We start from the raw sequence: 17985 nt of genomic DNA, 5'->3' as shown, positions 1-17985 counted from the left end.
AATGGGAGAATGTCATAATGAAAAAGATATATCCTAGAGATCAGATCAAGCAGTATTTACTTATTGATGTCATATCTATTGTTTTCTTATGTTACATTATCCTGCGCGAGCAAACGGTCTTTGGCTTGTTTGGTAATTTGCTGCTGCTTGCGCTTTTCCTGCTTTCTTTTTATATCGGTCTCTGGTACCGAGATTGGAGGTTGTTAGCCGCATCTTTGTCCGGGCTGTTTGTTTTAACATTATTCGGAGTTTTTGTCAGCTCCTCTATTTTATTATTTGGATTTATTTTCGCAGATCTGATTGGAAGAGCCAGGTCTAAATGGCATATTGGCTTTGGAATAGCAGCGATCGCTATTATGTTCTCGATCGTAGCTTGGAAAAGTTCTGATATTTCGGATGATTACTTCCTGCTGCCTGTCTTGATTTTGCAGTTAGTTTTCCCAATATTAATACATATTAAGGAAAAATCAAACCGCTTACAGGGGGAACTGGATGCAGCGAATATACAGATCGAAAAGTATATCCAGGAGGAAGAAAGGCAGCGCATCGCAAGGGATATTCATGATACGCTTGGCCAGACGTTAACGATGATTAAACTGAAAAGTGAATTAACGACACGATTGATCGATAAAGATGTTCCTCGGGCAAGGGAGGAATTGAATGATATTCTCGTTACAGCAAGAAGTGCCTTAAAACAAGTGAGAGAGTTAGTTTCGGATATGAAGTTTATTTCATTGCAGAGTGAATTAGACAATGCGGAGAAATTAATGAATTCTGTCGGAATTGAGTGTAAGTTACACACTGAGAAGCTGCCACTTTTATCAAGTGTTACGGAAACAATGATCGCTCTTTCTGTCAGGGAAAGTGTCACAAATGTAATCAGACATAGTAGGGCGAGCTGCTGTACGATCGCAATCGAAGTGACGGACAGAATAATTATTATCCGGATTAATGATAATGGAATTGGCCTGAATGATTCGGAAAGCGGAAATGGTATCCAGTCTATCAAGGAGCGGATGCAGTTGATCAAAGGCACAGCAACTATTTCTAATTCATCTTCGGGTGGCACAGAAGTGAAATTGAATATCCCTTACCATGGGGAGAGAAAGGAGAAGCATATCCAATGATTCGTGTCATGATCGCAGAAGATCAGCATATGCTACGGGGTGCTTTAACCTCATTAATTGAACTGGAATCTGATATGGAAGTGCTTGCTGAAGTATCTGATGGTGATAAAGCATGGGAAGTCATCGAGAAGGAGCAGCCTGATGTTTGTTTACTTGATATTGAAATTCCTGTCATTAGCGGTCTGGAATTGGCTGAAAAAATAAGAGCGGCAGGGAAGCCGTGTAAAATTATGATGGTCACAACTTTTGCTCGGCCAGGATATCTACAGAAGGCAATTGACCTTGAGGTGGAAGGCTATCTGCTGAAGGATGAACCGATTGATTATCTGATTGATGCGATTCGAAAAGTGATGAATGGGGAGCGGGTGATTAGTACAGATCTTGCTGCAACGCTTTTTATGAAAGAAACGAATCCAATGACCGAACGGGAAACAGAAGTGCTGCGCCTCGTAAAAGAAGGATTAACAACAAACCAAATATGCGATCGATTATTTTTAACAAAAGGCACTGTGCGCAACTATCTGTCATCAGCCATTCAGAAATTACATGCTGAATCAAGACAGCAGGCAGTTAAGACAGCCTCGGAAAAGGGTTGGATATAAAAATGTTTGATGGATGGAAGTGGGTGGAGCCATATGAGAGTTGTGCTGATTAAGAAAAGGACAACCTCCGAAAGCCCTGGCGCGTAGGCAAAGAAGAGCGAAGTCGTTCAGAGGGTGTCCGAAAGTCATGGCGCGTAGGCAGAGAAGAGCGAAGTCGCTCAGAGGGTGTCCGAAAGCCCTGGCGCGTAGGCAGAGAAGAGCGAAGTCGTTCAGAGGGTGTCCGAAAGCCCTGGCGCGCAGGCATAAATGAGCGAAGTCGTTCAGAGGGTGTCCGAAAGCCCTGGCGCATAGGCAAAGAAGAGCGAAGTCGTTCAGAAGCCGTCCGAAAGCCCTGGCGCATAGGCAGAGAAGAGCGAAGTCGTTCAGAGGGTGTCCGAAAGCCCTGGCGCATAGGCAAAGAAGAGCGAAGTCGTTCAGAAGCCGTCCGAAAGCCCTGGCGCATAGGCAGAGAAGAGCGAAGTCGTTCAGCAGCAGTCTGAAAGCCCTGACGCATGAACAAAAGAGAGCGAAGGCACTCAGCGGCCGTCCGAATTATTTGAGCAATCTGCCAAATTATCCTATGTATCTTGCCTGGTACACTTTCTTCGGTTCAAACGAGGAGATGTCCTTATCTGTGACAATTGGTACATTAATCGTTAAGTTGGTGATATATTTTTCAATATCTTCAATCAGAACTGGTTGCCAGTGATCAATATGATAATAATCGCTAAAAGGGATCGAGAACAATATTTCATCAACTGCCCCATCAACCTCTTGTTCGCGGTAACTTTGCCCAAAGAACCTGGTTTCTCCTTTAATAATCCCTCCATAAAGTGACCGGAGGATAACCTCAATCGATTCTGATTTTTTATTAGGCTTTACCTCAATAACCCCGGTCAAGTCTTGTTCCTTAAACACACCATTGCTAGTCATTTGAAACGCAAACTGTATGTATTCATCAAAAATTTCCTTCACATCATTAGCAAATGCGATCATTTCTTGTTTCATTATGATTCCCCCGATATATGATTGTTAGTACCTGTATGTAAGTTAATAGTACTATATAATCGGTGAATCGGCAATGTGGGGATTAGGTCATTAGTTGCGGATAAATGCAACATTGGCTGAAGTTAACTGGCTGAAGCAGAAAGTTTAATAATTGTTTCTATAAATTTTGTAACGAAAACACATATCGATAGTTATATAAGTGAAAGGAGTGAAAAAGGGTTGGACATTGAGGAGAATTATCGCGAATACTTTCAGGATGTTTACCTGTATATCCTCTCACTAAGCCGCGATGAAAACACAGCAGAGGAAATAACACAGGAGGCGTTTTTTAAAGCGGTCAAGTCAATTGATACGTTTGACGGTTCTAAGGATATCCGGGCATGGCTATTTACGATCGCGAAAAATACATATTACACTTATTACAAAAGAAAGAAAAGAGATACAGCTGCAGATTTAACCGAAGAACCGGATACGGGTGTCCAAATTGTCGATCACTTGATGAATGAAGAAGCTGCCTTTCTTGTCCATCAGTTCCTGCATATGATGGATGAACCGTATAAGGAAGTTTTCTCACTGCGTACTTTTGGTGAATTGCCGTTTGAGAAAATCGGACGGCTCTTTGGAAAAAGTTCAGGCTGGGCAAGAGTTACCTTTCACAGGGCGAGGAAACAGATTATGGAATATATGGAGGAGTTGAATCATGAAAGAGATTAAATGTACGATTATTCAGGATGTTTTGCCACTCTATACAGATGGAGTAGTCAGCCGGGATACAAAAGAAATGGTAGAGAAGCATTTAATAGACTGCGAGAATTGCCAGAAAGAATATGAACTGTTGAAACAGGATCTGTATTTTCCGGCAAATAATAAAGTCTCTGTTTTTAAAAAATTAAAGAAAACCTTGCTTAAAAAGAGAGTATTCACATCTATTATTTCTATATTACTTACAGCGGTTATCTTATTCGGGGCATTTTTGTTCACTTTTTACTATGAAAAAGTTATCCCATATGCAGATGATTTAATAAAAATTAAGGCGCAAAATGAGAGTCAGCTAGTTTCCTATTATTATGGCGAAAGTTACGCTGGTGTGAATATGACACACCCAATGCAGGTTGAAGTTGATGGAGAGGTGAAGCTGGTAAGTTTTATTTACTATACCAAAACATTTGCTGAATCACCTGAGAGAAGTTTGATAGATAACGGAAGTGAACAAACATATACATCCGTATTGCCTGAAAGTGAAAAAATTGATGCAGTGTATTATGCAGAATTCGATCCTGAAAAAATCACTGCGGAAAAGGATTCGTGGGAATCGGTTATCAAACGAGCTGCATTAATTTGGGAAAGATAACAATCATCCCAGTAAAATAAGGAGTGACATGGGGATGTGTCAGGACATTCCCCCTTGTCACCATAATGATTAAGCCTCTTCTTCTAATTCTCTCATATTCATGATCTCTTCCTCAGGTGTTTTTGCTGGAGTTGAACTCTTTCGGTCTTTTTTAATAATATCGGTACTGTTCGCCAATATTTCCTGGCCGACTAGCATGACACCATTTCTCAGTGTTGTTGAAATACTCCTTAACAGGACTTTCGGGGACTGATTAACATCGCCTACTGCATTGTTCATCCCATTGCTTATATGATTAGCACCGTTAATTAATGCTTCTGTAATAATAGGTTTGGATTGTTCTTTCAAATCATCAGCTAGCTTTTTCAAATCAGGTCTTTCCATATGGGTCTCACCTCCCTTCATCAGGGTGAGTCTTTGCTTGGTGAAAGCAGGTTTTTAGCGCCATCTTTTATTTCTCCTTTTTTTGAGATAGCTTCTGGAACGAGGTTGTTGTTGAGGTACAATCTGCTTTGCCGCTGTTTGCTGCTGTTCTGCCCAATACTGTAATTCGCTTCCGGTTACACGAGCTGCTTTGCTTATTAAAACGGACATCGGTTGCTTTCTCTCAGGTGTCGGGTCCGAATATGATTGTCCTTCTATTTGTTTTAGCTTCATGTTGAGGAGGTGGTGAAAATCGGGGTCATCTGTTTCATTTCTAAGCTGTTTCCAGTAATAGATGGCATCCTGTTTCTCATCAATCTTATAGTACAGTTCACCAAGTTCGTACATAAGCTGCAAGGAACCCTGGTTATCCAGCAGGCGATTTCCTAGCTTTTCCTTATCAATAATAAAGATATAATCATCAATCGTCGTCCGAGCCCTTTGGAAGTGTTTCTCAGGCAATCTGTAGGAGGACTTGCCTCGAATCAACCGGATGACGGCATTATCAGGGTCAGCACTTACCGCTTCATCCAGCAGACCCAGTCCTGACTCCACCCATCTTAAACGATCGAGAGGCTTTGTTTCATCACGGCCGATCAATATCATTGTACTGCCATGATAAGCGTCAAGGAGCGGGTTGCCGGGATATGATGCGCGTGCTTTTTCTAAAAACTGATGTGCATTCTGGACAGCGTTCGCATCTCCTGCCACAGCTTTCTTGTGTAAAGAGTGAACCTGTTCTAGTAAATCGTCAATTTGTTTTTCACTCATATTTACCAACTGTTCATAACCTCCTTTCCATCAATGGTTATTTCAATTGATTCCATTGCTGCATCGCTCTTTTACCTTCTGAAGCTTTCCCAGCATTCTGATACGCTGTAGCTAAATCTTTTATAATTTCTCTCACTTGGTTTTTACTAAGATAGCCGGGATCTTTCTTGTATTGATTTAATAGAAAGGTGTAATCTTTGATCGCTGTACTGGAACATTGAAAAAATGACTCAGGCAGGCGGAGACATACATTCGCGCGAAGCAGTCGGATTTCTTTATTATTTGGGTTCATCGAAACGGCCCTGTTCAATGCCTCCAGTCCTTCCTCTGCATTATCCGCTTTTTCAATCGGCTTCACCGCATCGCGCCCTAAGAGTGCAAGCGCACTTCCATAATATGCCTCAACTACTGCGTTATTAGGTTCGGCATCTCTTAGTGTCAGAAAAATCTCATGGGCTTTCTTTACAGCCTGCTTATCGCCATCTACTCCTTTCATAAGAACCTTTCTTCCTTCTTCCAATTGTCTATCAATATTTTTGCTCAAGTTATTTTCCTCCTCCATATGATAGGTGTACATGCTCCCCTTGACATTCATTAAAAGGCAGGCAGGTGGTCTTTCACATAAGGTTTCCGAAGCTGGTCCTATAAGGTCAGCCCTTTCCTTAAAATTAATGGCTCGTGCTAGTTACGTTATGACCTCCTAATAAGAACGGTTTGGATTGAATGCTCACTTTTTACAAAAATAAATGTTTGTCCGAGTCAATTCTCCCTAGACTTGCATTTCATAAAAAGTATAGCAAGAAGAAATTTATTCTTTTGTCCATCCTCAACAGGTGCAGAGTGAAAAAATAAAAGAATGGAGGATTTCGATGAAAATTCAAACACATAAAATGACAGTTTCCATTGACGAGCATTCATCTCATCTGGAACAATTTAAAGATTTTTATAAACGATTGGATGATGAAGGAAAGACGATTGAGAAACTTCCGCGTCACGAAATAGACGATTATCACTTAAAAGCGGTGAATGCAGCACTTGGGCATGTCTGGGAGCATAATGAGTACTATCGTTCCTTGCTGGAAGAAGCAGGCTTCCAAAAACCTGAGATTGATAGTCTTGAGCAATTATCAACAGTGCCAATGCTGAAAAAGGATGTTATCCGCGGAGATAAAGAGAAGCTGTTATGTGTCGAGCCGAAAGAGATAGGGCAGGTTCACCTCACAAGCGGTACTTCCGGTAAACCGATCTATACTGCTTACACATTGGCTGATCAGTATGTTTATGATTTACTGCCAAAGTATCTGGAACTTTTTAAAGAGACAGAAGCGGATGTTACTGCTATTGCCCTGCCTTACGAGTTTGCACTTCCTGGTCTCGGATTTCAGCGCTTGTTTCAATTTGCATTTGGTACAACCGTACTGTCACTAGGTAAAGGTGGATATATGGCTCCTGTCGATAAGTCGCTGGAATTAATGAAAGAATATCAAGCGACAGTGCTTACAACAACCCCTTCTTATGCAGCTCTGTTAGCAGAAGAAAGTGAGAAGGTCGGTATTAAAATCGGGGAAGACATTCAGCTGAAAAAAATCTGGCTGACTGGTGAAGGCTGTTCACCTGCCTTCCGTGAACGATTAGAAAAATGGTGGGGGTGTGAAGTGTCCTTTTTCTACGGTTCAACAGAGTGTGGTGTGATTGGTGTAGAGTGCAGCAGGCATAAAGGATATCACATTATGGAAGGACACGTAAAAGTAGAAATCGTTGACCCGGCTTCTGGCGAGGTGCTTCCACATGGCAAAACAGGGGAGATTGTTGTAACGACACTGCTCCGCGAAGGGATGCCGATGGTTCGCTACCGCACTGGTGATCTCGGTAATTTACAGCAGTCCCACTGTGATTGCGGATTAACGATGGATGTTTTGCAGTTGAGAGGTCGCATGGAGCACATGCTGCGGATAGGCAAGGAAGATTATTCTCCTTTCATGATTGAACACTTTTTAATGGAAATCCCTGATGTCGGCTTATGGTACCACCTGAAACTTGAGAAGGATGTATTAACAATTGAAGCAGAGAAGTTCCGGACAACATTAAGTGATCAGGAGCTGGCGGAAAAAATCCAAAAGCATATGGCTGACAGGGTTGGTATTTTATGCGAAGTGGTGATCAGAGATGATATCCCGCGTACGTTTGGCAAAGCAACCAGAGTGTTTGTATAGAAGGACTTTCAGGAGGAGAGAGGAGGTGACATCATGAGTGTTAACGATAGAGTAAGGGAGCAAAAGTTTCAGGAATTGTTTAGGCGGATCCAACATTCCCCACTGTATCAGCGAAAATTAAAGAATCATGCTTTACAAAAAATTAGCTTGGATCAAATCAGAACATTGCCTTTAACGACTAAAGAGGACCTGAGGGAATCTGGCACATTCGGTCATCTGGCTGTCGACCTCAAAGAAATTGCCCAATACCATGAATCAACAGGAACGACAGGGGAGCCGTCTGCTTCATGGTTTACAAAGGAAGATCTACAAACAGGCGGGAGGCAATTAAAAGAATGCGGTGTACAGTTAACTGCTGAAGACCTTGTATTGATCCGGTTCCCTTACGCATTGGCACTGCCGGCTTTTTTAATGCAGCAGGCAGCCTGGCAAACAGGTGCTGGGGTTGTACCGGCAAGCGGGCGTACGGTTGTCACACCATATCTGAGGGTGTTAAACCTGATGAAGCAGCTTTCTGTCACCGTATTAGCAGGCCTGCCGCGCGAAATAGAGTTATTGGCAGAGGTTGCCCGTCTAAAGGGTTTAGACAGTGTGAAGGATTTCCAAAAATTGCGTGCCATTTGTATTGCGGGTGAGTTAATGAGTGAGAAGCGCAGAGCCCATCTTGAAAAAATGTGGGATGTTCCGGTTTTTAATATGTACGGTTCTACCGAAACAGCCAATATTGCCACAATGTGTGAATATGGCAATATGCATATCGTTGAGGAAGATTTTATTGTGGAAGTTTTAACAGAGGATGGTTCGGCCAATGTTGCGGATGGAGAAAGGGGCTTTGCGGCTATCACCACTCTTTCTCATCAAGGTTCTCCACTATTAAGGTATTTCAATGAGGATATTATTTCGATGGAGCGATTTAAATGTGAATGCGGACGATCTGGAGCGAAGCTGACACATTACGGGAGAGGCAAGGACAGGATCCAGCTTGGCAATGTCACATTAGATGCAATGGATATTCAGGAGGCCGTATATTCATTGTCCCCTGTTCCAGATAGCTGGCAGGTAATCGTAAAAAAAGACCGACTGCATTTTTTACTGGATTCGCATATTTCAGATTGGCCGGATGCAGCAGTTATTTCCCAATTATCCTCACAGCTCCATGTTCCTGTCACTATCGAAGCTGCCGCATTGCTCGATCGCGAGAAGCTTGTAAGCAACATTCCATCAACAAAACCGGTTTATATAAAAAAAACGGAATAATAGACTGGTTCAAAATCTGATCGAAAGAAAGGATCGTGTATCATGAGTGATAAAGTAAAACGAGACAAATCGCCGCTCCTTGTTAGCCGTGAACATCAAAGCGAAGATACGATTATACGGGTAAAGGGAACGGAGATTGGCGGATCCCGTCATACGCTGATCGCGGGCCCCTGCTCCATTGAGTCAAAGGAACAGCTGGAGACAGTTGCCGCTGCCTTAAAAAAAGCGGGGGTGACGATTTTACGAGGCGGTGCATTCAAACCGAGGACTTCCCCATACAATTTCCAGGGGCTTGGGGAGGATGGACTGAAAATGATGAAAGAGGTTGCGGATAAGACTGGGATGGTGACAATCAGTGAAGTCATGACTCCTGGTCAGATAGAAACAGCTGCCCGTTATATAGATATTTTTCAGATTGGTGCCAGGAACATGCAGAACTTTGACCTGTTAAGGGCTGTCGGGCAAACACAGAAGCCAGTCCTCCTGAAACGGGGGCTCTCCGCCACAATAGAGGAGTTTAAATTTGCAGCAGAATATATTCTCGACAGGGGAAATGACCAGGTGATGCTAATGGAACGCGGAATCCGAACTTTTGAAAAAGCTACTCGCAACACGTTGGATATCTCCGCTGTTCCTATTTTAAAGCAGGAGACCCATCTTCCAGTCCTTGTTGATGTTACCCATTCTACAGGAAGAAAAGATATTATGCTTCCATGCGCAAAGGCTGGCCTTGCAGCAGGTGCGGATGGGGTAATGATTGAAATGCACCCAAACCCTTCTAAAGCTCTTTCCGATTCGAAACAGCAGCTTAATATGGAAGAATTTCAGGCATTTTGGAAGGGCCTCTGCGATTCCGGCTTGTTCCGCTAAACTCGTCGGGCAGAGAAGTTTTCTATTGGAGGCGAGAATATGGAAAACTCGGCACATAAGCGAAATGTGATGGATGTTTTACAAAAAATAATCTTTGGCCCTCTTTTAGTAACAGATGGGAGGACAACAGATTTGCTGGAAACAATGCTGAACGAAAAAGTAAGGGTGCAGCTGATCCGGCAGGAACAAATCGATGAAACAGATGCCAAAAAACTTGGTCAAAGCTCAGGAGCACCGTATTATATTCGCGAATCCATTTTAGTCGGTGAAGACAGCGGCTTTGTCGTATCCCATAATATAGCAGTAGTTTATTCCAAAAATGTCCCACAGTCATTGTTTGAAAGTATTGCCAATCAACAGGAAGGAATAGGTAAAGTAATGAGTTCTCACGGAATGCGCACATTCAGACAACCATTTGAATACGGGTGGATCCACAAGGCGAAAGCAGCCGACCTTTTTCAGCGGCCGGTAAATGTCCAATTTTCCAGCCTTCCCACCATTATTCCGTATAAAAAATATTACATTTATTTTGGACAGAACCCAGGAATACAAATGGTGGAATATTTTAATCCGGACATTATTCCGCACCGTTTACAAAAAGATATCAAACGGTTGAGTAAAGAAGAGTAATAGTAAAATGGTTGGCTTAAATGAGGGAAGTCAGCCATTGCTTTTTTTATGGGAAGCTATGAATGCTATTTATCCTTCATTTGTTCAAGAGCCTCCACCATAAAAGCGACCATTTGCTTCATCGCATGCACTACACCCTTTTTTACCGCTCCGTACAATTTCAGTAACCCAATATCAAATGATTGGCTGTTACGGCTTTCCATCGTTTTGATAATTTCTTTCTCGGCAATATTGGCACCCTTTTTCACTGCATCCATATAATTCCCGGTAAAAGAAGCAAATCCAAGCTTTATTTTTTGAAACATACCGGAATTTGATTGATTGCCTTTTGTCAACTGCTTCCCCTCCTCAGGATCCTTTATCCCGCACTTCTTTCTGATGCCATTGACTTTTCTCCTTCAGTCTCCGTCCGTCACTATTTGCTTCCGGCTTAGGCTTAGCTGCTTTATTTGGGGAGGAATCAGTTATTTCGGTCTGCGCCGGCCGATTCCCCGGGATAAACAGGGCGACAATTACACCAACAATGATGACAAAGAAAATCACTCCACATAAGCTCATACCAAGAATGTATAAAATTCTGTCACCGTGCCCCATGTCTTTTAAGTTCATTCAACTACACTCCTGCCTTTTTCGAATAGTTTAGTATATGTATCATATCCCGGGTTCTTATAGGTACCGGACTATTCTTTACTTAATTCCGCTACCGTCCAGACAAATCCGGCATGCCTGCATATAGATAGGGAGAGTGAATTTGAAAACTAAGGAGGTAATCCTGTTGGATCAAAATGAAGTAAAAGCAAATGCAAAATCTATTGCGGACGGAGAATTGAAGGAATTTATTCAAAAAGAAATAGATAAACTGGAAACAGCGGAACTGCAAACAGAAGATGGAGATAACGAACAGCAATCCTCAGCATCCAAAATGACACAGACCCTTACTACGGTTTTGGAGCAATTACCTTTAGAGGAACTGGTTGAATCAGCGCTTACTACAGTGTACAACACACAGTCTGAAAGCAGGTTCCAATCAAAGAGGCGTGTAAAGTCAAAAAGACGTGTAAAGAGACGGAGCGGAAGAGACTAAGAAGAAGGAGCCTGACGGGTAATGAAGAATAAATGGTACAGACATTCTGGCATCTCATACAAATTTACATCACTGTTCTTCTTTGTTACACTCCTGGCCCTGCTGCAATTAAAGCATTACGGCTTGGCAATAGCAACTGGATTTTGTTTACTTCTATTCTTTTTCAATAAATCGATGAAATTGTTTGTTTTATCGACACTTGCATTTGGGGCAGGATTTTTTATCTACAGTTACGTAACCCAGAATTTGTTAACAGATACGGATGATGTGGGAACTTCTATAATACAAAACAGGCTGGCACTGTTCTTTATTATCATCCCGCTAATTCTCACATCACTTTTTTCTAATCTGCCTTTTACTGATTTATGGAGAAAGCCGGACTGGGGAGCAATATTGCGGATTCCACTGCCAGGATCACACAGTCATCAGGTGAAGGTTAGTGTGTTTCTTCCGATTGCAATGATCACTAATATGCTCGTATTTTTACCATTTATCATAATGAACGGTCCACGTCTTGAAGAAATTTGGCTTTTCGCCCTTTCCTTTGCTCTTATTAACGCTATGCTGGAAGAAATCATATGGCGGGGACTCCTTCTCAGTCATTTTACGAGGGCGCTGGGAAGCGTTTGGGCAGTGATTATCACAAGTGCCGGTTTTGGCCTTCAGCATTATTCGCTCGGCTTTTCCTGGGGTGCCTCTATTGCATTTATCGCAGGCGGGTTGTTCTTCGGTGCAGTTACTGTCAGATCAAACAGTATATTTCCTGCGGTTATCTGGCATGTTTTTATCAATGTACTCATGGTTCTTAGTGGGTTGATTAGATAAAATTCAGTCGACTAAAGGAGTCGGGTTGGAATGTGGACATGCTTTCCATACATATGGTTATCAGATGTTTCACGTGAAAAAGGTTTTAAATAATATAAATAGGTTAATAGTTTTCTAGACACAGTTTTTGTTCTTCTCATGATTAGCCGAAGAAAGGCATAAATTATAATAACCCTTTGTGGCTGGTTTTTTTAAAAGAATATATGGTGAAAAGAGGTATCGAAATGGCAAAGAATACAGGCATGATCGTCAAAAATTCACTAGATGCGCTAATGAATGAAAAAAGTTTTTTACCCGATCTGGAGGATAAAGATCGTGAAAAAGCATTCCGCTCCATATCAGCAATTCTTTCCACACCGAATCATATTCATAAATCTTTCCTGCGCATTTCAATGGATAACGGGGAAATTGTACGAATTCCGGCATTCCGGATTCAGCATAATAATACGCTCGGACCTTATAAAGGAGGAATTCGCTTCCATGAATCGGTTAATGAAGAGGAAGTGACGAACCTTGCATCATTAATGACATTGAAGAATGCCCTGCATGAAGTTCCGTTTGGCGGAGGAAAAGGCGGGATTTCCATTAACCCGAGGGAATTCAGTGTACAGGAGATTCTGCAGATTTGTAAAAAATATGTGCGGAACTTTAGTGATATTATCGGTCCTGATAAAGACATACCTGCACCTGACATGGGTACAAGTGCACGTGAGATGGACTGGATGATGGCAGAGTATAAGAGCATTAACCCGGGTCACCCATACTTAGGTAGTTTTACAGGTAAAAGTGTGGGAAATGGCGGATCCCTCGGCAGAAGAGAAGCAACCGGAAAGGGTGTTTATTTTACGCTGCAGTATTTAATGCATGACTTTGTCAAAAAGAATCAGAGATGGCTGCAGGAAATGAACAGTCCGTTTGCCAAGACAGCGTTGTCACTGGCTGACAAGCCGCTTGAACTAGCTGTTCAGGGTTTCGGAAATGTAGGTTCCGTTGCGGCGCTTGATGCCTATAACTGTCATAAGCTGAATAATAAGGTGATTGCCGTAAGCGACCGTAACGTCACCTTATATAATGAAGAAGGTCTGGATATACCACAGTTAGTAAAATATACTACAGGCAGAGATCGTGAGCTGCCATTATCTGAACAGGAACTAGCAGAAGCCGGCGTGAAGGCCGAGATCATGGACCGGGATGAAATCCTGTATATCGACACAGATATCCTTATCCTTGCAGCAACAGGTAACCAAATACGTGAGGATAACGTGGAAAAGGTAAAAGCAAAGGTAATTGTAGAAGGTGCCAACGCTCCAGTAAGCGGGGAAGCGGATGAAGTGCTGAATAAGCGTGCATCTATTGTGATTCCGGATATTCTCGCAAATGCGGGTGGTGTGATTGTTTCCTATTATGAATGGCTTCAGGGACGTCAGACACAGTTTTACAGCGAATCAGAAGTTTTTGAAAAACTGTACGACAAAATGAAGCAGACGATGGACTCCCTGTTACCAGATTTTTTTGGAGACCCTCATCCATTAAGGGATAATTGCTATATTCTGGCGATTACCAAGCTGGCAACAATCCTTTATCGTCATGGGAAACTTTACTGATTGAATTGAGTTCATGAATAATGCCAGTCACTTGTCAGACTTAACAGGTGACTGGCATATTAATTAATCAAAAGGCTAGACAAGATCACATGCCTCTGCCGGCATCCAGTGTGCGTCTTTTCCATCCCATTTCACATTACAGCCGAGAGGGTTCGTTAATGGTACAGAAACTTTCCTTCCTGCCAAATGGTCTGTCAGTGCATTTTCCAGATCGTTAACTGTTGCTTTTTCTGATTCACGTGGATTGTCTAAAGCACGACCGGTGTAAATAAGTTCCCGGTTTTGATCAAATACATAGAAGTGTGGTGTTCTTAATGCCCCATATGCTTTCGCCACATCTTGTGATTCATCATGAAGGTAGACCCATGGGAAATAATTCTCTTTCATTCGTTTTACCATTCCTTCAAATGAGTCACTAGGATTCGTTTTCGCACTATTGGAATTAATGCCAACAAACTGAACACCCTGATCAGCGAACTTTTCTGCCGTCGCCCGTGTCACTTCATCTGAACCAATTACGAAAGGACAATGATTGCAAGTAAAGAAAACAACGAGAACCTTAGCATCATTAAAATCTGACAAACGATATGACTGGCCATCTGTAGCGGGAAGATGAAAATCCGGCGCCTTTTCTCCAAGTTCCAATGTAAAAGCCATTCCTAATTCCTCCTATCTGATATTCTCTTATGAAAACGATACCAAATTTGAGGCGGTTTATTCAATTAATTTGCTCTCAAGGAAAGTTTCAGAAGTAATTTTGATGAGCTACGAAAACTGATGAGTACGGAAGGATAAGAGACATTTAATCATCGGAGGGAAGGAGATCGAGGAAGTTGAGAAGAATAAGAGGAGTTTAATCATCAGAAGGAAGGAGATCGAGGAAGTTGAGAAGAATAAGAGGAGTTTAATCATCAGAAGAAAGGAAGACCGAGGAGTTTGAGAAGAATAAGGAGTGTTTAATCATCAGAAGAAAGGAAGACCGAGGAGTTTGAGAAGAATAAGGAGTGTTTAATCATCAGAAGGAAGGAATTCCAGGAAGTTATGAAAAATAAAGGGTGTTTAATCATCAATAAACGAGAGAATCCAAGAAGTACGCTCCACCATAAGGCAGGAACAATCATACTTTTACAGCAAAGGTGTTATACTAGGCTTACTTCATTATTGTTTCGAATACCGGCGATTAATATTTACGGAAATAGGTGATAGCAATGAGAGATGTATATAGTAAGGAATCACGTGCTGTTAAAATTAGTCATGTTTTTCCAACAGATACGAATAACAATGGAACACTTTTTGGCGGGAAATTAATGAGCTATATTGATGATATCGCATCAATATCTGCTATGAGGCATGCGAGAAGCCCGATTGTAACTGCTTCGACGGATTCTGTCGATTTCCTTGTTCCGATCCCTCCCAACCATTCTGTCTGCTTGGAATCGTTTGTCACATGGACAGGAAGAAGTTCAATGGAAGTATTTGTTAAAGTGATTGCAGAGAATTTGCTCACAGGAGAACGGACAATTGCGGCAACCGCATTTTTGACCTTTGTTGCACTAAATGAAGAGGGTAAGCCGGTTCAAGTCCCCAATGTAATTCCTGAATCGGAGGAAGAGAAATACCTGTATGAAACAGCCAAAGACCGTGTTGAAGCAAGGAAAAAAAGAAGAAAAGCGAGTAAAGAGTTAGCGAAAAATCTTCATATTGAGACACCGTGGGAATAAAGAAAGACCACCTGCGCCTTTTCAAATCGGGCAGGTGGCCGTAAATTATTTTCTTCGTCAGGCAGCAGCTAGCTTCCTGTTACTGTCGTTATAAAACTTCTCACTTCTCATAATCATTGCCCCAGCAATAACAAATACTAGAATAATGATAGACAATACGACATATCCGCTCTGGAAACCGATAAGGTTGTATAAGTAACCCATTACAAAGGAGAAGATCGAGATACCTACCTGTTTTGCAAAGTTGAAGCCAAGCATATATACAGTTGCTGATAAACGCACATCAAATACACTCGTAATGTACTTCATAATAGAAACTAACATTAACGGCATTTCAATTGCTGCTAAAAGTCTCCATGTAGCAAGCATCCAGATTTCTGTTAAGAATGCGGAGCCTATTACACGGACAAACAGGACAATACCTGCCAGAATCAGACCATTCTTCGCACCAATTTTGTTAATAAACCATGGTGCTAATACCATAAAACCCGCTTCAAGGAAAACCTGTACAGAAGCAATCCGGCTGAAAACAAGCTCACCTCTTGATGCATCACTGAAAAAGCTTGCAAAATAATTAGGGAACTGCTGATCAAATACATCAAACATTGTAGCAATACCAATCATCATAATACAGAATCCCCAGAAGCTTCGGTTCTTGAATACATTGAGGATGTTTTCCTTTGTTACAGGTGTTTCTTCTTCTGTTACTTCAGGTGAATGAACTGCTTCTTTTTCTTCTTTCTTCACACGCAATGTCCATAAAAGCACACCAAGAATTACTGCTGATACTGTACATGCCCAGAAAATGCTGTATGGATTGCGGACGAACATAATACCACCAATAAATGCAGCCGTACCACCCGCAAGGGAACCAAATAAACGGACATGTCCATATTCATAGTTGCTGGCACGTGTGGATCTCTCCATATAAGCTTCGACAACCCCAACACCGCCATTAAGACATAAACTTAAATAGGCCCCGCCGACGATCGCACCGAATATTGCATTGATTTCAAGCAAAGGAATGAATGCAAATTGTACGAATGGTCCGATAAATAAAAGACATAATACAACAAAACCAAATAGATATTTTTTCAAGCCCAGTTTATCCTGGATAATACCATAGAGCGGTTCCAGAATAAGGGCAGTGATTGCCATCGCTGAGAATACCAGTCCGGAAACACTTGTATCAAGGTGGGCTGTTTTATTTAACCAAAAAGGTAAAAAGGCGAAAATTAATGCCCATATCATGAAGTAAAAATAATATATCCCGCCGAAATTCCAAAATTTTAACTGTTTAAGATTGTTCATGGTTGTCTACTCCTTCTTATTTTAAAACATCTGGTGTCTTAGGTGTCCATCTGTCATCAGGGACAGGTTTGCCGAATACTGGATTACCATCTTTGTCCCAATCGATTTTCTGCGCTCTCGCCTGACGATTTGGTTCATAAAGCGGGTCTCCGACTAAATTTGTATAGTTTCTTGCATGGTAAATTAAAATGGTATCTTTTCCATCCTCAGATTCCGTAAAGCTGTTGTGACCAGGCCCATACTGACTATTTTCCGGACAACTCTGGAAAACTGGTTCCTGGCTTTTTGTCCATGAAGCAGGGTCAAGCAAATCATCGCTTTCATTTGCTGTCAGTAATCCCATACAGTAGTCCACACCGGTTGCACTGCCTGAATATGTAATGAACACCTTTCCATTCTTAATTAAAACAGCAGGCCCTTCATTTACCCAGAATCCCTTAATTTCCCATGAAAGCTCTGGTTTCGTAAGCATGACAGGTTCCGTTTTTAATGTCCATGGATTCTCCATTTTTGCAATATACAGATTGGAGTGGCCTTTAATATCTAAATCCTGCTGTGCCCAAACGTAGTATTGCTCACCATTGTGGAAAAATGTTGTGGCATCTAATGCGAACGTTGACATTCCGGTATCCACTTCACCTTTTTCCACCCAATTTCCTTCCATCGGGTTATCTGATGCGTTTTCAAGAACATACATTCTGTGATTGAAAGTATCATCATCAATGTTTGTATCAGGTGCTGCAGCAAAATAGATATACCATTTGTCATTAGCGCGGTGAATTTCCGGTGCCCAGATCAGTTCACTTAATGGACCGCTTTCATGCTTCCACCAAACAGCCGCTTCTTCTGCATCATGCAGTTCATTTAATGTTTTCGCTCTTCTTAATACAATCCGGTCATATAAAGGATGTGAACCGGTGAAGTAGTAATAACCGTCCGTATGTTTGTAAACAAATGGATCAGCACGTTGTAAAACGATTGGATTCAAAATTTCTTTTTGCATATGTATACACCTCTCAAAAATATTTTCTGTATTCACTTTCAAAATTCAGGGGAATGTTTCCCGCTTATATTATGGAAGAATAACACTTATACGTATAAGTGTCAAATTTATTTATAAAAACTTGTTAAACAAATTGATAAAGTGCAAGAGGGTCTCCAGTTAACCATTTTGTTGTGTTAATTTACTGAATAATAATGTAAGTGCTT

21 protein-coding genes are annotated in these 17985 nt (G+C 41.6%); 12 read left to right on the top strand and 9 right to left on the bottom strand.

Annotated elements, in window-relative coordinates; all coding sequences use genetic code 11:
* The first annotated feature begins 17 nt into the window (after positions 1–17).
* On the top strand, positions 18–1127 hold the full coding sequence (locus BMW36_RS17075) for a sensor histidine kinase (protein ID WP_342707277.1): 1110 nt from the start codon (positions 18–20) through the stop codon (positions 1125–1127).
* Positions 1124–1729: a response regulator transcription factor gene (locus BMW36_RS17070; RefSeq protein WP_089743358.1), complete on the top strand. Its 606-nt coding sequence runs from the start codon at positions 1124–1126 to the stop codon at positions 1727–1729. Before BMW36_RS17075 ends, BMW36_RS17070 begins: the two co-directional genes overlap by 4 nt.
* 552 nt (positions 1730–2281) lie before the next feature.
* Here BMW36_RS17070 and BMW36_RS17065 read toward each other — a convergent pair.
* Complete coding sequence (locus tag BMW36_RS17065) at positions 2282–2716, bottom strand: hypothetical protein (protein WP_089743356.1); 435 nt, start codon at positions 2714–2716, stop codon at positions 2282–2284.
* Between the two features lie 219 nt (positions 2717–2935).
* Here BMW36_RS17065 and BMW36_RS17060 point away from each other — a divergent pair, with 219 nt between their 5' ends.
* Complete coding sequence (locus BMW36_RS17060) at positions 2936–3430, top strand: RNA polymerase sigma factor (RefSeq protein ID WP_089743354.1); 495 nt, start codon at positions 2936–2938, stop codon at positions 3428–3430.
* Positions 3417–4067 (top strand): zf-HC2 domain-containing protein, encoded by a 651-nt coding sequence (locus tag BMW36_RS17055; protein ID WP_089743352.1) that lies wholly within the window; start codon positions 3417–3419, stop codon positions 4065–4067. Before BMW36_RS17060 ends, BMW36_RS17055 begins: the two co-directional genes overlap by 14 nt.
* 69 nt (positions 4068–4136) lie before the next feature.
* Here the strand turns inward: BMW36_RS17055 and BMW36_RS17050 are convergent, their stop codons facing one another.
* Genes BMW36_RS17050 through BMW36_RS17040 form a run of 3 tightly spaced genes read right to left on the bottom strand, consistent with a single transcriptional unit; the run spans position 4137 to position 5805 of the window.
* A complete protein-coding gene (locus tag BMW36_RS17050) occupies positions 4137–4451 on the bottom strand; it encodes a hypothetical protein (RefSeq protein ID WP_089743350.1) in 315 nt (104 codons plus the stop codon).
* A 54-nt stretch (positions 4452–4505) separates the two neighbouring features.
* On the bottom strand, positions 4506–5270 hold the full coding sequence (locus BMW36_RS17045; protein ID WP_089743348.1) for a hypothetical protein: 765 nt from the start codon (positions 5268–5270) through the stop codon (positions 4506–4508).
* A gap of 28 nt (positions 5271–5298) precedes the next feature.
* Positions 5299–5805: a hypothetical protein gene (locus tag BMW36_RS17040; RefSeq protein WP_245711732.1), complete on the bottom strand. Its 507-nt coding sequence runs from the start codon at positions 5803–5805 to the stop codon at positions 5299–5301.
* A 325-nt stretch (positions 5806–6130) separates the two neighbouring features.
* Between BMW36_RS17040 and BMW36_RS17035 the strand changes: the two genes are divergently transcribed.
* The 4 genes from BMW36_RS17035 to BMW36_RS17020 are packed head-to-tail and all read left to right on the top strand — an operon-like array spanning position 6131 to position 10231.
* Positions 6131–7474 carry a phenylacetate--CoA ligase family protein gene (locus BMW36_RS17035; protein ID WP_089743346.1) on the top strand — a complete coding sequence of 448 codons (1344 nt, stop codon included), beginning with the start codon at positions 6131–6133 and terminating at the stop codon, positions 7472–7474.
* A gap of 33 nt (positions 7475–7507) precedes the next feature.
* Entirely contained in the window at positions 7508–8731 is a 1224-nt protein-coding gene (locus BMW36_RS17030; protein WP_089743345.1) for a phenylacetate--CoA ligase family protein, read from the top strand.
* A gap of 42 nt (positions 8732–8773) precedes the next feature.
* Positions 8774–9601 (top strand): bifunctional 3-deoxy-7-phosphoheptulonate synthase/chorismate mutase, encoded by an 828-nt coding sequence (locus tag BMW36_RS17025; protein ID WP_089743342.1) that lies wholly within the window; start codon positions 8774–8776, stop codon positions 9599–9601.
* A 39-nt stretch (positions 9602–9640) separates the two neighbouring features.
* Positions 9641–10231, top strand: coding sequence for a chorismate--pyruvate lyase family protein (locus BMW36_RS17020; protein WP_089743341.1), 591 nt, complete (start codon positions 9641–9643; stop codon positions 10229–10231).
* A 65-nt stretch (positions 10232–10296) separates the two neighbouring features.
* Here the strand turns inward: BMW36_RS17020 and BMW36_RS17015 are convergent, their stop codons facing one another.
* Both BMW36_RS17015 and BMW36_RS17010 read right to left on the bottom strand, forming a co-directional pair.
* A complete protein-coding gene (locus tag BMW36_RS17015) occupies positions 10297–10566 on the bottom strand; it encodes a hypothetical protein (protein ID WP_089743339.1) in 270 nt (89 codons plus the stop codon).
* A 13-nt stretch (positions 10567–10579) separates the two neighbouring features.
* Complete coding sequence (locus tag BMW36_RS17010) at positions 10580–10840, bottom strand: hypothetical protein (protein WP_089743337.1); 261 nt, start codon at positions 10838–10840, stop codon at positions 10580–10582.
* A 166-nt stretch (positions 10841–11006) separates the two neighbouring features.
* On the opposite strand from BMW36_RS17010, the gene BMW36_RS17005 reads away from it, so the two are divergent.
* The 3 genes from BMW36_RS17005 (at position 11007) to BMW36_RS16995 (ending at position 13744) form a co-directional block, all read left to right on the top strand.
* Positions 11007–11315 (top strand): hypothetical protein, encoded by a 309-nt coding sequence (locus BMW36_RS17005; RefSeq protein ID WP_089743335.1) that lies wholly within the window; start codon positions 11007–11009, stop codon positions 11313–11315.
* Between the two features lie 21 nt (positions 11316–11336).
* Positions 11337–12140 (top strand): CPBP family intramembrane glutamic endopeptidase, encoded by an 804-nt coding sequence (locus tag BMW36_RS17000; RefSeq protein ID WP_089743333.1) that lies wholly within the window; start codon positions 11337–11339, stop codon positions 12138–12140.
* 224 nt (positions 12141–12364) lie between these two features.
* Positions 12365–13744, top strand: a complete 1380-nt coding sequence (locus BMW36_RS16995; protein ID WP_089743331.1) for a Glu/Leu/Phe/Val family dehydrogenase — start codon at positions 12365–12367, stop codon at positions 13742–13744.
* Positions 13745–13819: 75 nt separating this feature from the next.
* On the opposite strand, the gene BMW36_RS16990 is transcribed toward BMW36_RS16995, so the two are convergent.
* Positions 13820–14401 (bottom strand): thioredoxin family protein, encoded by a 582-nt coding sequence (locus tag BMW36_RS16990; RefSeq protein ID WP_089743329.1) that lies wholly within the window; start codon positions 14399–14401, stop codon positions 13820–13822.
* 551 nt (positions 14402–14952) lie between these two features.
* On the opposite strand from BMW36_RS16990, the gene BMW36_RS16985 reads away from it, so the two are divergent.
* Entirely contained in the window at positions 14953–15465 is a 513-nt protein-coding gene (locus BMW36_RS16985; RefSeq protein WP_089743327.1) for an acyl-CoA thioesterase, read from the top strand.
* A gap of 57 nt (positions 15466–15522) precedes the next feature.
* Here BMW36_RS16985 and BMW36_RS16980 read toward each other — a convergent pair whose 3' ends face one another.
* A complete protein-coding gene (locus BMW36_RS16980; RefSeq protein WP_089743325.1) occupies positions 15523–16776 on the bottom strand; it encodes an oligosaccharide MFS transporter in 1254 nt (417 codons plus the stop codon).
* A 16-nt stretch (positions 16777–16792) separates the two neighbouring features.
* Positions 16793–17779 (bottom strand): glycoside hydrolase family 43 protein, encoded by a 987-nt coding sequence (locus BMW36_RS16975; RefSeq protein ID WP_089743323.1) that lies wholly within the window; start codon positions 17777–17779, stop codon positions 16793–16795.
* Between the last annotated feature and the right edge of the window lie 206 nt (positions 17780–17985).

Source organism: Gracilibacillus ureilyticus, from assembly GCF_900111195.1.
Taxonomy (GTDB): Bacteria; Bacillota; Bacilli; order Bacillales; family Amphibacillaceae; genus Gracilibacillus; species Gracilibacillus ureilyticus.
The sequence above is the reverse complement of the archived record's forward strand: the minus strand, read 5'-3'. Positions and strand labels throughout refer to the sequence as shown.